The organism is Mesorhizobium sp. M1406, from assembly GCF_040317555.1.
Lineage (GTDB): Bacteria > Pseudomonadota > Alphaproteobacteria > Rhizobiales > Rhizobiaceae > Mesorhizobium.
The window spans coordinates 1-13,576 of sequence record NZ_JAMYKW010000048.1 but is presented as its reverse complement, the minus strand read 5'-3'; the positions used below and the strand labels follow the sequence as shown (position 1 = coordinate 13,576).

13 protein-coding genes are annotated in these 13,576 nt (G+C 62.4%); 11 read left to right on the top strand and 2 right to left on the bottom strand.

Annotation, left to right across the window (positions count from 1 at the left end):
- Positions 1-434: 434 nt before the first annotated feature.
- Positions 435-1,328, bottom strand: coding sequence for a LysR family transcriptional regulator (locus tag NKH03_RS26850; protein WP_352872780.1), 894 nt, complete (start codon positions 1,326-1,328; stop codon positions 435-437).
- Positions 1,329-1,437: 109 nt separating this feature from the next.
- Between NKH03_RS26850 and NKH03_RS26845 the strand changes: the two genes are divergently transcribed.
- From NKH03_RS26845 to NKH03_RS26825, 5 genes are all read left to right on the top strand, one after another.
- The gene (locus tag NKH03_RS26845; RefSeq protein ID WP_352872781.1) at positions 1,438-2,601 is read left to right on the top strand and encodes an NADH-dependent flavin oxidoreductase; all 1,164 of its coding nucleotides are present in this window, start codon (positions 1,438-1,440) and stop codon (positions 2,599-2,601) included.
- Between the two features lie 33 nt (positions 2,602-2,634).
- Positions 2,635-3,468 carry an SDR family oxidoreductase gene (locus NKH03_RS26840; protein ID WP_352872782.1) on the top strand — a complete coding sequence of 278 codons (834 nt, stop codon included), beginning with the start codon at positions 2,635-2,637 and terminating at the stop codon, positions 3,466-3,468.
- 239 nt (positions 3,469-3,707) lie between these two features.
- Positions 3,708-4,199 carry a (2Fe-2S)-binding protein gene (locus NKH03_RS26835; protein WP_352971650.1) on the top strand — a complete coding sequence of 164 codons (492 nt, stop codon included), beginning with the start codon at positions 3,708-3,710 and terminating at the stop codon, positions 4,197-4,199.
- A complete protein-coding gene (locus tag NKH03_RS26830; RefSeq protein ID WP_352971648.1) occupies positions 4,196-5,188 on the top strand; it encodes an FAD binding domain-containing protein in 993 nt (330 codons plus the stop codon). The genes NKH03_RS26835 and NKH03_RS26830 overlap by 4 nt, the downstream gene beginning before the upstream one ends.
- Positions 5,185-7,566, top strand: coding sequence for a xanthine dehydrogenase family protein molybdopterin-binding subunit (locus NKH03_RS26825; protein ID WP_352971645.1), 2,382 nt, complete (start codon positions 5,185-5,187; stop codon positions 7,564-7,566). Before NKH03_RS26830 ends, NKH03_RS26825 begins: the two co-directional genes overlap by 4 nt.
- 64 nt (positions 7,567-7,630) lie before the next feature.
- Here the strand turns inward: NKH03_RS26825 and NKH03_RS26820 are convergent, their stop codons facing one another.
- Positions 7,631-8,524: a LysR family transcriptional regulator gene (locus tag NKH03_RS26820; RefSeq protein ID WP_352872786.1), complete on the bottom strand. Its 894-nt coding sequence runs from the start codon at positions 8,522-8,524 to the stop codon at positions 7,631-7,633.
- Positions 8,525-8,673: 149 nt separating this feature from the next.
- Between NKH03_RS26820 and NKH03_RS26815 the strand changes: the two genes are divergently transcribed.
- The 6 genes from NKH03_RS26815 to NKH03_RS26790 are packed head-to-tail and all read left to right on the top strand — an operon-like array spanning position 8,674 to position 13,505.
- The gene (locus NKH03_RS26815) at positions 8,674-9,864 is read left to right on the top strand and encodes an MFS transporter (protein ID WP_352872787.1); all 1,191 of its coding nucleotides are present in this window, start codon (positions 8,674-8,676) and stop codon (positions 9,862-9,864) included.
- Positions 9,861-10,331, top strand: a complete 471-nt coding sequence (locus NKH03_RS26810) for a cyclophilin-like fold protein (RefSeq protein WP_352872788.1) — start codon at positions 9,861-9,863, stop codon at positions 10,329-10,331. The genes NKH03_RS26815 and NKH03_RS26810 overlap by 4 nt, the downstream gene beginning before the upstream one ends.
- Before the next feature lie 19 nt (positions 10,332-10,350).
- The gene (locus NKH03_RS26805; protein WP_352872789.1) at positions 10,351-10,746 is read left to right on the top strand and encodes a (R)-mandelonitrile lyase; all 396 of its coding nucleotides are present in this window, start codon (positions 10,351-10,353) and stop codon (positions 10,744-10,746) included.
- A gap of 25 nt (positions 10,747-10,771) precedes the next feature.
- On the top strand, positions 10,772-11,788 hold the full coding sequence (locus NKH03_RS26800) for a zinc-dependent alcohol dehydrogenase family protein (RefSeq protein ID WP_352872790.1): 1,017 nt from the start codon (positions 10,772-10,774) through the stop codon (positions 11,786-11,788).
- Positions 11,789-11,845: 57 nt separating this feature from the next.
- Positions 11,846-12,280, top strand: coding sequence for a lipocalin-like domain-containing protein (locus NKH03_RS26795; RefSeq protein WP_352971642.1), 435 nt, complete (start codon positions 11,846-11,848; stop codon positions 12,278-12,280).
- A gap of 40 nt (positions 12,281-12,320) precedes the next feature.
- On the top strand, positions 12,321-13,505 hold the full coding sequence (locus NKH03_RS26790; protein ID WP_352872792.1) for an arabinose transporter: 1,185 nt from the start codon (positions 12,321-12,323) through the stop codon (positions 13,503-13,505).
- The last annotated feature ends 71 nt before the right edge of the window (positions 13,506-13,576 follow it).

Sequence of the window (13,576 nt, the reverse complement as noted above, 5' to 3'; positions counted from 1 at the left end):
CAATGTCTTTTCTGCGGCAATTAGACTTCGTAAAGAACGTGGCCACGAAGGGGATCAAAGCATGAGTGGAACCGTTGGCGATCCTGGCTTGTGCGCGATTTCACAAGAAGGTCAAACACCCGGGACACTAGCTATCGCGCGGTCAGGCGGTCGCAAAGCTGACCTCACGGCCGACATGCGGTGCCGTTCGGCAGCCTTGAGGCGGGAAGCGGAATGACGGCTTTAGGCTCTGAATCCTGGAATCGGACATTCACCGCGACGCAGTCCGTCAGGGTAAGTTGAGACTTTTCCAGGGCGAGTTGCCAGGGCGCGCACCTATTCTGCCTGAGCGGGAACCCGATTGTCGACGTCCCGCGGGGTTGTGCATATGAGGGAAGGATAACTCATACGATGCCAAGGTAGAGCGGCATGTTTGAATGCGGTTCTGCCACCTGTCACGCCATGAGACGGAGTGCCTCGACAAGTAGAGCGAAGGCTGCGGTGTGTTGGCGTCGGCTGGGGTAATAGAGGTGATAGCCTGAGAAGGGTTGGCACCAGTCTTCTAGTACCCGGATAAGGCGTCCGTCTGCGATGAACGGAGCAACCTGGCTTTCAAACGTGTATGCTAAACCGAGCCCGTCAAGGGCCGCAGCTTCGAGCATTTCACCGTCATTGATGACGAGCGGGCCATTCATCCTGACTTCAAGTTCCTCCCCGTCTTTCTCGAACTCCCAGGCAAAGAGCCCGCCGCCGGTCTTCTGACGGTAGCTGATGCCTCTGTGTTCCCCAAGTTCGCGCGGTGTCCTTGGAACCGTTCGGTTTGCAAAATACGACGGTGATCCGACCACCGCCATGCGCAGGTCCGGGCCGATCCTAATTGCCACCATGTCTTTCTGGACCTGCTCACCGATCCGGATACCAGCGTCGAATCTGCTTGCAACGATGTCAACCAGACCCTCGTCCAGGCTCAATTCCACTTCGATATCCGGATACTCCAGAAGGAGTCTGGCGATGACCGGCCACAGTACTGACTTGGCAGCATACCGGAATGTCGTCAGGCGAATGAGGCCAGTGGGCTTGTCGCGCAGGGCGGTGACGGCGGCGATCTCGCTTTCGATGTGATCGAAGGCCGGTCGCAGGCTTCGCAGCAAGCGCTCGCCAGCTTCCGTCACGGACAGGCTGCGTGTGGTGCGTGAGATCAGCCGGACTCCCAGGCGCTGTTCCAGCGTCCTGACAGCGTAACTGAGCGCCGACTGCGATAGACCGAGCTTTGCTGCGGCGCGTGTGAAGCTGCCTGCCTCTGCTACGGCGATGAAGACTGCCAGCTCGCTGAAATCTCCGCGCCTCATTTATCAATCCCATTTCTAACTTCATGCAGATTATAGCGGCTAATCATATCGAGTCCTATTCGCTATTTCACCCTCAGAGACAACGAAACGCGCGTCGAAGGGAAACGCTGTGGACACCTCACGACAGATATTCCAGTCGTTCCAATTTCCGAACGGGTTAAGCGTCGACAACAGGATTGTCATGGCGCCGATGACCACCTGGTCGGCCAACGACGACGGAACGGTCTCTGACGCGGAGATCACCTACTACCGACGTCGGGCAACTGGCGTCGGACTTGTGCTCACAGGCTGCACCCATGTCTTGCCCGACGGCATCGGCTTTGCGGGCGAATTCGCCTCCTACGACGACCGTTTCACCCCAAGCCTCTCCCGGTTGGCGTCAGCGGCCAAAAGCGGCGGGGCCAAGGCCGTCCTGCAAATCTTCCACGCCGGGAACAAGGCCGTGCCGGCGCTTATACCCGGCGGCGACGTCGTCAGCGCCAGTGCGCTCGAAGTCCAGCCCGGCCCCTTCAATCCGGGCGGTGTGAAGACACGTGCACTGACGAATGACGAAATCCTCGCGATCATTACCGCTTTTGGCGAGGCGACACGACGGGCCATTGAGGCAGGCTTCGATGGCATCGAACTGCATGGTGCTCACGGATTTCTGATCCAGAACTTCTTCTCGCCTCTCTACAATCAGCGTGGCGACGAATGGGGCGGCACGCTCGAAAATCGGATGCGTTTCCCAATTGCCGTGGTGCGCGAGGTAAAGCGAGTGGTCGCGGCACACGCGAACCGCCCCTTCCTCGTGGGCTACCGGGTGTCACCCGAGGAACCCGAGTCAGGTGGCTTGCGTATCGCTGACACGTACGAGCTGATTGAATGTCTTATCGATGAAGGTGTGGACTACCTCCACGCATCGCTGACGAGCGTTCTCGAGGCAAAGCCTATTGGGGCGCCCGAGGGCGACACCATCGCTGGCCTGATCACGCGCCGAGCCAGCGGGCGGGTCTCGGTCGTTGCCGCGGGCCAGGTCAGGACGCCTTTTCAGGCCGAACTCGCCCTGCACAGAGGCCTCACGCTCGTCGCGGTTGGGCAGGGACTGGTGATGAACCCGGAGTGGGTCGAGCTAGCAAAGAGCGGCCGCGAGCATTTGATCGAGACCGAAATCCGGCCGTCGAGCGTTCCAGGTATCGATATTCCAGCGAAACTATGGGGTGTGATTCAGTCCGCCACCGGGTGGTTCAAGATCACCGCTGAGACGGACGTCCCAAAAGCCAACGCTGCGTAAACTGAAAAGATACTGGCTAGGAAGGATACGGCTATGAATAGAGTATGGATGATTACCGGCGCTGGGCGAGGCATGGGCCTCGACTTTGCCAAGGCGGTGTTGGCCATCGGCGATAAGGTCGTTGCGACCGGTCGTAACCCCGATCGGGTCGCCAAGGCGATCGGGCGGTCGGACAATCTTTTGGTCGTCACGTTGGACGTGACCAAGCCGGCCGACGCCGACGCTGCGGTGAAGGCAACCCTGGACCGCTTTGGTCGCCTCGACGTGCTCGTCAACAATGCCGCGGGCTTCTATGCGGGTTATTTCGAGGACCTGACTCCGGCCCATATCGAACTTCAACTCGCCTCCACCCTGACTGGTGCCATGAATGTCACCCGTGCAGTCCTGCCGGTGATGCGCGCGCAGGGTTCTGGCAAGGTCATCGCAATCTCATCGACGGCAGGCCTGGTCGGCTTCGAGTTCTGTTCTGCGTACGCCGCGGCAAAATTCGGCGTGGATGGCTGGATCGAGTCGCTGCAAGCCGAGGTGGCGCCGTTCGGCATTGAAACGATGATCGTGAACCCCGGGTTTTTCCGCACAGAGCTGCTGACGGACGAATCCACTCAATATGCTCCGTCTTCCGTTAGCGATTACAGCGAACGTCGCGCCCAGCAGATAACTGGCTGGAAAGCCGCGAACGGTCAGCAAGTCGGCGACCCGGCCAAACTCGCGCAGGCGTTGATCACTCTGGTCGACAAGCCGGAGCTGCCCCGTCGGTTCATCGCTGGCGCCGATGCGCTTGGCATGGTCAGGCAGAAACTCGCTCTGCTGCAGCAACAGGTCGATGCCCATGAGGAGCTATCCAGCTCACTGGCCTTCGACAGCTGAACGTCGCATCCGGCACTGCCGTTGTCGCAGGCCAATTTATGAGTGCCATTGATAGGCTCATGCGAATTTTGAGGGCTAATTCGAATGTCGCGTCCGTGCTCTCCTGAGGGTTGCTTAGGCAACCGGCCAACGACAGGCCTTCGGAATAGACGCTCCTTTCCGACTGATGCCGCAGGCTTCGTCGGTCCGGTCGACTTCGCGAGAAGTCCCAATCCCCGCCCGCCACTCGAGGAGACGACATGTCAGAGCCCCGACAGCTAGCCTTGGACATCAACAGCCGCCGCCACCAGTTTAATCTTGATGCACGGGTGACCCTGCTGGACGCACTACGCGAGCATGCCAACCTGCCCGGCACGAAAAAAGGCTGCGATCATGGACAGTGCGGCGCCTGCACTGTCCACGTCGACGGTGAGCGGGTATTGAGCTGTCTAACCCTGACGGCCCAGGTCGAAGGCCGCCAGGTCACGACGATCGAGGGCCTCAAGGCTGCCGACGGGGTGATGCACGCAGTCCCGTCCGCGTTTGTCGAACACGATGCATTCCAGTGCGGTTATTGTACTCCGGGTCAGATCATGTCCGCCGTTGCCTGCATTCGTGAGGGCCACGCCGGTACGGACGAGGACATCCGCGAATACATGAGCGGCAATATCTGCCGGTGCGGCGCTTACCCCCATATCGTCGCCGCGGTGCGCGATGCCGCGAGCCGCCTCAAGAAGGAGGCAGCACTATGAGAACTTTCGAGTATCTCCGCGCCGACGATGCCGCGACGGCGGCGGCAGAGGCTGCCAGGCCAGAGACACGATTTCTCGCCGGGGGCACCACGCTTCTTGACCTCATGAAGCTGAATGTCGAGCGCCCCGCGCGCGTGGTGGACATCACGCGCCTTTCCGGGCTCGACACAATCGAGGTATCCGCGGATGTCATTCGCATCGGTGCGCTCGCCAAGATGAGCAAGGTCGCCGACCACGCCGATATCAAGCAGGCTGCGCCGGCGCTTTCCGAAAGCCTATGGCGCGCTGCCTCGGCACAGCTGCGCAACATGGCGTCCATCGGTGGAAACTTGATGCAGCGAACCCGTTGCACGTACTTCCGGGACCCGGGCGCTTACTCGAACTGCAACAAGCGCAATCCCGGTTCCGGATGCGCCGCCCTTGACGGCGTCAACCGCAACCACGCGGTGCTCGGCACGAGCGACGCTTGCATAGCGATCTACCCCGGAGATTTTGCGGTTTCCCTGGTGGCATTCGACGCCACGGTCATCGTCCGGGGAGCTTCCGAACGCAAAATTCCCGTCGACGAATTCTTCCTGCTCCCGGGCGATACCCCCCATATCGAGCATGAGCTGTCGCCCGGCGAGATGATAGTCGGGATCGAGATCCCGCGTTCGGCAGCCCTGGAACGCTCGCATTATCTCAAGGTCCGCGATCGTGCGTCGTACGAGTTCGCCGCGGCCAGCGCCGCTGTCGGGATCGAATTGGAAGCCGATGGCAAGACAATTCGCGACGTACGCATTGCGGTCGGCGGCCTCGCCACCAAACCTTGGCGCCTGCGCGCCGTCGAAAATTTGCTCAAGGGAAAGACGCTCGACGAGGCGACGCTTCGTAGCGCCGCGGCAGCCGCCGGCGACGGCGCGAAGTCGAGCGGACACAACGCATTCAAGATCGAGCTGGCACCGAAGGTCGTGGCACGTGCCCTGATGACGGTAGGAGATATCGCATGACACATGGTAACGCGTTCGGACTCAACCGCCGCACCGTCATGAAGCTCGGCGCCGGCGTAGCCGCTGTCGCCGGCGCCGCTGTCGATCTCTCGCCAAAAGCCTTCGCGGCTGAGACCGCCCCCGCCAAGGCGCCAGCTCTCGGTGCCCGACTTTCCCGCGCCGAAGGCCCGTTGAAAGTCACCGGGCAGGCCCGCTATGCGATCGAGCAGAAGCTGGAGAACCTGGCCTACGGCGTTACTGTCCAATCGACGCGGCCGGCAGGGCGTATCGTCAACATCGATACGTCGGCCGCCAAGGCTCTACCGGGTGTCCTGGACGTTTATACCGCGCAAAACTCGCTGAAGATTAACAAGCCGACGGTCTACAGCAAGGGCGGCGGAGCCACCGAGGAATTTACCCCAATTCAGGACGATGTGGTCCGTTTCAACGGCATGCATATCGCGCTCGTGGTCGCTGAAACCTTTGAACAGGCAACGGAAGCGGCAAGCCTTCTCAAGGTCGAATATGCGGGCGGCGACCCTATCCTCGACATCAAGGATCCCAAGGCAAAAGCGCAGCTCATCGATCCCATGGGTGCTGCCTGGGGCGATGCGGCGACAGCCCTGGCCAATGCGGAGGTCAAGGTTGACGTCACTTACACGACGTCACGGGAATACAACGTGCCGATGGAGCCGCATGCCTGCATCGCTTCCTGGGAGAACGGGAAAATCACCGTCTGGGAGCCCAGCCAGTGGGTTGGCGGGGCACGAAGCGTCGTGTCGGAATGGCTCGGTATCGACATCGAGAATGTGCGGGTGATCTCGCCTTACGTCGGCGGTGGGTTCGGCTCCAAGATCGGGGCACATCCACATGTGGGGCTGGCTTGCGCGGCCTCACGAAGGCTCAGCAGGCCCGTCAAGGTTTCTCTCAATAGACCGCAGACCTTCACCGGCCTTGGCGGCCGACCGGCAACTCGTCAGACCCTGTCGATCGGCGCCTCGAAGGACGGAAAGATAAACTCGATCGTCCATGAGAGCTGGAACGAGACGGCGATCGACGAAGTCCATGTCGAGGCTTGCAACAATGTGACGAAAATCATGTATGCGACGCCGAACTTCTCGTCACGTCTCTACGTCGTGCCGGTCAATACGGTCCAGCCTGGCTGGAAACGGGGCCCCGGCGAAAACCCCAGTGCCTATGCTCTGGAAAGTGCGATCGACGAGCTGGCCTACGCGCTCAACATGGATCCGATCACGCTGCGCCTTGCCAACTGGGCGGAGATCGATCCCAGCAACGGGATGAAGTGGAGCACTCGACAGTTACGCGAAGCCTATGCCGTCGGCGCGGAAGCCTTCGGCTGGTGGAACCGGAACCCGGCCCCTCGCTCGATGCGCGAAGGCCGCGAGTTGATCGGTTATGGAATGGCCGCTGGGTCATACCCCATGATCCGTACCGCGAGCGAAGCCAAGATCGTACTCCATGCCAGTGGACAGATCGAAGTCCTCAGCGCAGGCACCGACATGGGAACGGGAACCTATACCATTCTCGCCCAGACCGCGGCCGACGCTCTGGGTGTTCCCGTCGAGACCGTCGCGGTGCGGCTGGGCGATACCATCCTCCCCAGATCGGCGCTCGCTGGCGGCTCCCAGCAGGCCAACAACCTGACGGGAGCGGTGGACAAGGCGGCCAGGAATGCACGGGATGCCTTGCTGGCGCTTGCCGCATCCGATCCGAAGTCGCCGATGGCAGCGGCGAAGGCGACCGATCTGACTTTCGAAACCGGATCGGTGCGGCCGACCCGCCGACCGAACGGCGGCATCAGCATTGCGGACCTGTTAAAGGCAGTGGGGAAAGACAAACTGGAAATCGAGGGTAACACCTTTGCTCCAGGCGCCACCGAAGAGATGAAGAATCGGGCCGACCGCAGTTTCGCCCAGTTGAAGGGCGCCGTGGAAGGAGGCGTCTCGGCCCATAGCTGGTGTGCGCATTTCGTGGAAGTTCGCATCGATGAGGATTTTGGCACGATCCGTGTCAAGCGCATGGTCTCGGCATTCGACAGCGGCAGGATCTTCAATCCGAAGCTTGCCGAAAGCCAGTGGATCAGCGGTATGGTGATGGGTCTCGGGCAAGCTCTCCTGGAAGAGGGTTACGTCGACCAGCGGGACGGACGCACCATCAACGCGAATTTTGCCGACTATGCCGTCCCGGTCAACGCCGATGTGCCCGACATCCAAGTGATTTCGGTTGGTATTCCGGACATGCAGGCAACTGCTCTGGGGGGCAAAGGAGTCGGCGAGATCGGTGTCGTAGGGGTCGCCCCAGCGATCGGGAATGCCGTCTTCCACGCGACCGGCAAACGCATTCGAAGCCTTCCAATCACGCTGGAAAAGCTCGCTTGATGCGCCTCTGGTGACCCTTGCTGCGCGAATAGGCGAGCATTCAAAGAGTACGCTTCTAAAGGGGTCAGATACGATGGCGGAGCGCCTCCACGATCACCGCCATCGCAGGCGAGAGCTGTCGCCTGCTCGGGTAGTAGAGGTGATAGCCCGCAAATGGCGGACTCCAGTCGTCAAGCACGAGCCTAAGGCATCCCTTGGCGATGTGGTGGCTGACGAGGTTTTCCGGGACATAGGCGATCCCGAAACCGCTTATCGCAGCCTCGATCATGGGAATGGACGAATTGAAGGTGAGTTGGCCTTCCACCCGCACACGAAGGTCGCGGCCATCCCTGGCGAATTCCCAGACATATAATCCGCCGAACGTTGCCTGCCGCATATTAATGCAGTCATGATCGACCAGATCCTGGGGTGTGGTCGGAACCGGATGGCGGGAAAAGTACTCCGGCGAAGCCACGGCCACGAGCCTCCAATCCGGCCCGATCCGCACTGCAATCATATCCCTGTCGATGCTCTCACCAAGCCGCACGCCGGCATCGAAGCGCTCCTCCACAATGTTCTTCAAGCCGTTGTCGCTGTAGAGCTCGACGCGCACGTCAGGATAGTCGCTGAGCACGGGCTGCAGCTTCGGCCAGACGGTCGTCTGGAGCGCATGGTCGGACAGCGTGATGCGGACCGTTCCGGAGGGCTTGTCGCGAAAGGCCACCAGGCTTGCAAGGTCGGCTTCGATTTCCTCGAAGCGGGGAACAAGAGATTGGAAAAGCCGCTCGCCGGCCTCGGTCGGAGCGACGCTCCGCGTCGTACGTGTCAGCAGGCGGACGCCAAGACGAGCTTCAAGCTCCTTGATTGTCGAGCTCAGGGTCGACTGCGAGGTACCGAGCTTGGCCGCCGCCTTGGTGAAGCTGCGCTCCCGCGCGACCGCCACGAACCAGAGCAGATCCTTCATGCCATCGCGCTGCATAGGGCCTCCCGTCTGGCATTTATATCACAAGCAGATAAGTCCATGCGAATTACTCAGTCTAATGGAATGGGTTCCTCTGCAATACCTTCCGGCATGGCGACGGGGATGGGCGGCTGATCCGCCCCAGTCGCCTTGCAAGGATGCCAATCATGGAAACGACTTACGACACAAGGCTTGTCGAAGACCGCGCCGCATGGGGCGCGGTCTTGTCGATGGCGCTGTGTGTTTTCGTGCTCATCGCGTCTGAATTCATGCCGGTCAGCCTGCTGTCGCCGCTCGCGGCCGATCTTGGCATCACCGAGGGCCGCGCGGGCCAGGCGATCTCGATTTCGGGCGTTTTCGCCGTCGTGACCAGCCTGCTGGTCGCCGGCCTCACGCGCCACATCGACCGCCGACTGGTCGTGACCGGCTTCACCCTCCTCCTCATCGTGTCCGGTTTGGCTGTCACCTTCGCGCCGAACTACGCGTTCCTCATGGTCGGCCGGGCGCTGCTCGGCATCGCGATCGGCGGGTTCTGGTCGATGTCGACCGCGATCGTCATGCGCCTCGTGCCGCAAGACATGGTTCAGAAGGGTCTCGCCATGCTGAACGCTGGCAATGCCATTGCGGCCACCATCGCCGCGCCGCTGGGCAGTTTTCTTGGCGCCTATGTCGGCTGGCGCGGCGCTTTTTTCCTCGTCGTGCCGTTTGGGCTTCTGGCGCTGGCCTGGCAGTGGACAAGCCTGCCGGCGCTGCCCCCGCGCCGGAGGAAGCGTGCTGGCAATCCGCTGGCGCTGCTCGGTCGTCTTCCTGTCGCCACCGGCATGGCGTCGATCATGATGCTGTTCATGGGCCAGTTTGCGCTCTTTACCTATCTGCGGCCCTTTCTCGAGCGCGTCACTCAGCTCGACATCGCTGCCCTCTCAGCGGTCCTGCTGGCGATGGGGCTGGCGGGGGTGCTCGGCACATGGTGCGTCGGCCTGCTTTTGCGCACGCGCCTGTTCAGCATCCTCATCGTCATCCCGTTGGTCATGGCTGCGCTGGCCGCTGCGCTCATCGCTCTCGGTGCACTCCCCGGTCCCACAACACTATTGCTGGTTGCCTGGGGCTTCTTCGGCACGGCCGCGCCCGTCGGTTGGGGTACGTGGCTCAGCCGAACGTTGCCGGACGACGCGGAGGCCGGCGGCGGGTTGCAGGTAGCCGTCATCCAGCTCGCCATCACCGGCGGTGCCGCCATCGGCGGCACGCTCTTCGATACGGTCGGCTGGTGGGGAGCGTTCACTTTAGGCGCGGTGCTGCTCTGCGGATCGGCGCTCGCCGCCCTGGCCGCATCGCATATGGCCCGAAGGTCTTTGCCATGACCATCGGGCGTGCGCCGCTCAGCCGCCGGACGCTGCTCGGCGTCGCGCTCGCGCTGGCGGCCCTCCCTCGCGCAGCCGCCAGCCAGGAAGGCCAATCTCCCGTCAGCCAGGAGCCCACCGACATGAAGATCAGGATGGTTTTCAACGGCCGCACCATGACCGCCACGCTCTACGACAATCCGTCGGCGCGCGACTTCTTCTCCATGCTGCCGCTCGATCTCGAGATCGAGGACTACGCGCATAACGAGAAGATCGCCTATCTGCCGCGCAAGCTGACTGAAGAGGGAAGCGGTCCGTTCGCCAACGAGCAGCCCTATGACCTGTGCTATTTCATGCCTTGGGGCAACCTGGCCATGTTCCACGCCGACTATCGCCACCCCGGGCTGATCAGGCTTGGCCGCTTCGACGAGGGCGAGCAGGCCCTGCACATTCGCGGCAAATTCCCGCTTCGCGTCGAACGCATTTGAGGTCGCAAAGGAGATCACCATGGACATTCTTCGCGCCGGCACCAGGCCTTCCGGCAAGGGACCACCTGACTGGTTCACCGGAACGGTGCGGATCGATCCGCTCTTCAATCCCTTCGACGCCGGGCGGGTTCAAGGCGCACAGGTGACCTTCGAGCCCGGCGCCCGCACCGCCTGGCACACGCATCCGCTCGGCCAAACGCTGATCGTCGTCTCAGGCTTAGGCCGCGTGCAGCGCGAGGGTGGCCCGGTCGAGGAAATCCGTCCGGGCGACGTCGTTTGGTTCGCGCCCGGCGAAAAGCACTGGCACGGCGCGTCGCCTCAGACCGCCATGACCCACATTGCCCTTCAGGAGGTCAAGGACGGCAAGGTCGTGGACTGGCTGGAACAGGTCAGCGACGCCGACTACGGCGCCTGATCTTCTCCAATCGAAAGGAACCAACATGCTTGCAACCGTTCTTCACAAACCGGGCGACATCCGCTGTGAGGAAATCGCCGATCCGAAAATCATGCGGCCAACGGACGCCATCATCAAGCTGTCGGCAAGCTGCATCTGCGGCTCGGACCTATGGCCCTATCGCGGATTGCAGCCGGTCGACGGCCCGATGCATATGGGCCACGAATATTGTGGCATCGTCATCGAGATCGGCGCAGAGGTGCGCACGGTCCGTCCCGGCCAGTTCGTCGTCGGCTCGTTCTGCCTCTCCGACAATACCTGCCCGCATTGCCGCTTCGGCTTCCAGTCGTCCTGCGTGCAGCGCGAGTTCATGTCGGGCGCGCAGGCGCCTTACGCCCGCGTGCCCTTGGCGGATGGCACACTGGTCGCCACCGCCGAGTTGCCGCCGGCCGAACTCATCCCTGACCTGCTGGCTGTGTCCGATGTGCTCGGCACCGGCTGGTATGCGGCCGACGCGGCCGAGGTCCGAGAAGGATCGAAGGTGGTGGTGGTCGGCGACGGTGCGGTCGGCCTGATGGGCGTGCTTGCGGCCAAGGAGATGGGCGCCGAGCGCATCATCGCCATGAGCCGGCACGCCAGCCGACAAAAACTCGCCCGTGAGTTCGGCGCGACCGACATCGTCGCTGAGCGCGGCGTGGAAGGCGTCGCGCGCATCAAGGAACTCACCAAGGGCGTTGGCGCAGACTCGGTGCTGGAATGCGTCGGCACGGGAGAATCCTTCGACCAGGCGCTGGCCTGCTCCCGCCCCGGCGGCACCATCGGCTATGTCGGCGTACCGCACGGCGTGAACTTCGACGGCCAAAAACTGTTCTTCGGCCAGAAGCGCATGCTCGGCGGCCCCGCGCCGGTGCGCCGCTTCCTGCCCGACCTTATGGACCGTGTGCTCAACGGCAGGATCAAGCCGGGCAAGGTCTTCGACCTCAAGCTGCCGTTGGCCGAGGTCGCTGAAGGCTACCGCGCCATGGACGAGCGGCGCGCCATCAAGGTCATGCTTTCGGTGTGAGCGAAGATTGGGCGGACGGCCTGTTCGCGCCCACAAATCAGAAAAGGAACAACGCATATGACGATGAGATTGAAGATAGCCGCCCTGGCGCTTGCGCTTTCGGTCGCCACGCCGGCTCTCTCCCAAGAGTCCCCGATCATCGGCGCATGGCGCATGGGGTCGCTCGAGGCCGGCGCCGATGGAAATCTCAAGCCCGTACCGTATTCCGGTCAGGTCATTTTCACCGAGGCCGGCATTCTCTCGGTGCAGGCCCAGAACCCCGACGCCAAGGCGCCAGACACGCCTTACACAAAGAATGGCTACGAAGCCTATTACGGGCCGGTCGCCATCAACGACCAGGACAAGACCTTCGTCATCACGGTCGAGTCCTCCCTGGTCCGCAACCTTGTCGGGAAGAGCATGAAGCGCAAATTCGAAGTCTCGGACAACAAATTGGTCCTCACGCCGGACAATCCGGCCGAGGGCTGGCGCGTGACCTACGAACGTTACTGATCGGAACAGCTGGCTGTCAAAGTGTTATCGGTGGCCACAAATGGCGCGGACTTCAGACCGAAATGGCGCGATGGCGGAACTGGTGCCAATCATGGCGGCTGTCTTCGCCGGCTTCCTGCTGATCGGCGTGGCACTACCCGTCCTGCCGCTGCATCTTCACCAGCAGCTCGGCTTCGGCCCCTTCGCAGTCGGGTTGGTGACCGGCAGCCAGTTCGTCGCCTCGATGCTGTCGCGCATTGGAGCTGGAAATTATGCCGATGGGCGCGGCGGCAAGCGGGCCGTCATCGTCGGCCTCATTGCCGCTGCCCTGGCGGGGTTCATTTACCTAGGCTCGCTGGCATTGCTCGACCGGCCGGTGGCGTCCGCATCGGCGCTCTTCGCCGGCCGGGCGGTACTGGGCGCGTCTGAGAGCTTCATCATCACCGGCGGTGTCGCCTGGGGCCTCTCCCTCGCGGGCGGACAGAACTCCGGAAAGGTCATAGCCTGGGTGGGCACGGCGATGTTCGCGGCGCTCGCGCTAGGCGCGCCGGTCGGATCTGCGCTTTATGCGGCGAGCGGTTTCACCGCGATTGCAGTCGCGACGATCGTCCTGCCGCTTGCGACGCTGCTTGCCATCCTGCCGATGCGTGGCACCAGCGTCGCCGCAAGCGCCGCGCGACAGTCATGGATGAGCGTGGCGCAAGCGATCTGGCTTCCCGGCGTCGGAGCTGCTTTCAGCAGCCTTGGCTATGGCGCGATCCTGTCCTTTGGCGCGCTGCTCTTTGCCGAACGCGGCTGGCAGCCGGTCTGGCTTCCCTTCACCGCTTATGCCGCGTCGCTGATCGCGGCAAGGCTGTGCTTCGGCCACCTGCCTGACAGGTTAGGGGGCGCGCGCGTCGCCGTGATCTTCGTGGCGGTCGAGGCGGCAGGGCTGATGCTGATCTGGCTTGCGCCCGGGCCCGTTCTCGCCGCCATCGGAGCGAGCCTGACTGGCCTCGGCTATTCGCTGGTCTATCCCGGTTTCGGTGCCGAGGCCGTAAGCCATCTTCCGCCACGCAGCCGCGGCCTGGCCATGGGACTCTACACCGTCTTCCTCGACGTGGCGCTCGGATTCGGCAGTCCGGCGCTCGGCTTGGTCGCCGCGTCGGCCGGGCTGCAATTCGTCTTCTTCGCCGTCGCGACGGCGACGCTTCCGGCGTTGGGCATCGCTCTGCTGCTGGGTCGCCGTAACGCTAGAGCGGGATGATTTTAGGTTCGGTCATAGCCGGCCTCGAGGAAGTAATTTCGGCATTCGTTTGAAGTGACAATTTCGAGGGT

Coding starts and splice junctions, on each gene's coding strand:
- NKH03_RS26840 (WP_352872782.1), top strand. CDS start 2,635: ATGAATAGAGTATGGATGATTACCGGCGCTGGGCGAGGCATGGGCCTC.
- NKH03_RS26800 (WP_352872790.1), top strand. CDS start 10,772: ATGCTTGCAACCGTTCTTCACAAACCGGGCGACATCCGCTGTGAGGAA.
- NKH03_RS26825 (WP_352971645.1), top strand. CDS start 5,185: ATGACACATGGTAACGCGTTCGGACTCAACCGCCGCACCGTCATGAAG.
- NKH03_RS26795 (WP_352971642.1), top strand. CDS start 11,846: ATGACGATGAGATTGAAGATAGCCGCCCTGGCGCTTGCGCTTTCGGTC.
- NKH03_RS26835 (WP_352971650.1), top strand. CDS start 3,708: ATGTCAGAGCCCCGACAGCTAGCCTTGGACATCAACAGCCGCCGCCAC.
- NKH03_RS26850 (WP_352872780.1), bottom strand. CDS start 1,328: ATGAGGCGCGGAGATTTCAGCGAGCTGGCAGTCTTCATCGCCGTAGCA.
- NKH03_RS26830 (WP_352971648.1), top strand. CDS start 4,196: ATGAGAACTTTCGAGTATCTCCGCGCCGACGATGCCGCGACGGCGGCG.
- NKH03_RS26820 (WP_352872786.1), bottom strand. CDS start 8,524: ATGCAGCGCGATGGCATGAAGGATCTGCTCTGGTTCGTGGCGGTCGCG.
- NKH03_RS26790 (WP_352872792.1), top strand. CDS start 12,321: ATGGCGCGGACTTCAGACCGAAATGGCGCGATGGCGGAACTGGTGCCA.
- NKH03_RS26810 (WP_352872788.1), top strand. CDS start 9,861: ATGACCATCGGGCGTGCGCCGCTCAGCCGCCGGACGCTGCTCGGCGTC.
- NKH03_RS26805 (WP_352872789.1), top strand. CDS start 10,351: ATGGACATTCTTCGCGCCGGCACCAGGCCTTCCGGCAAGGGACCACCT.
- NKH03_RS26815 (WP_352872787.1), top strand. CDS start 8,674: ATGGAAACGACTTACGACACAAGGCTTGTCGAAGACCGCGCCGCATGG.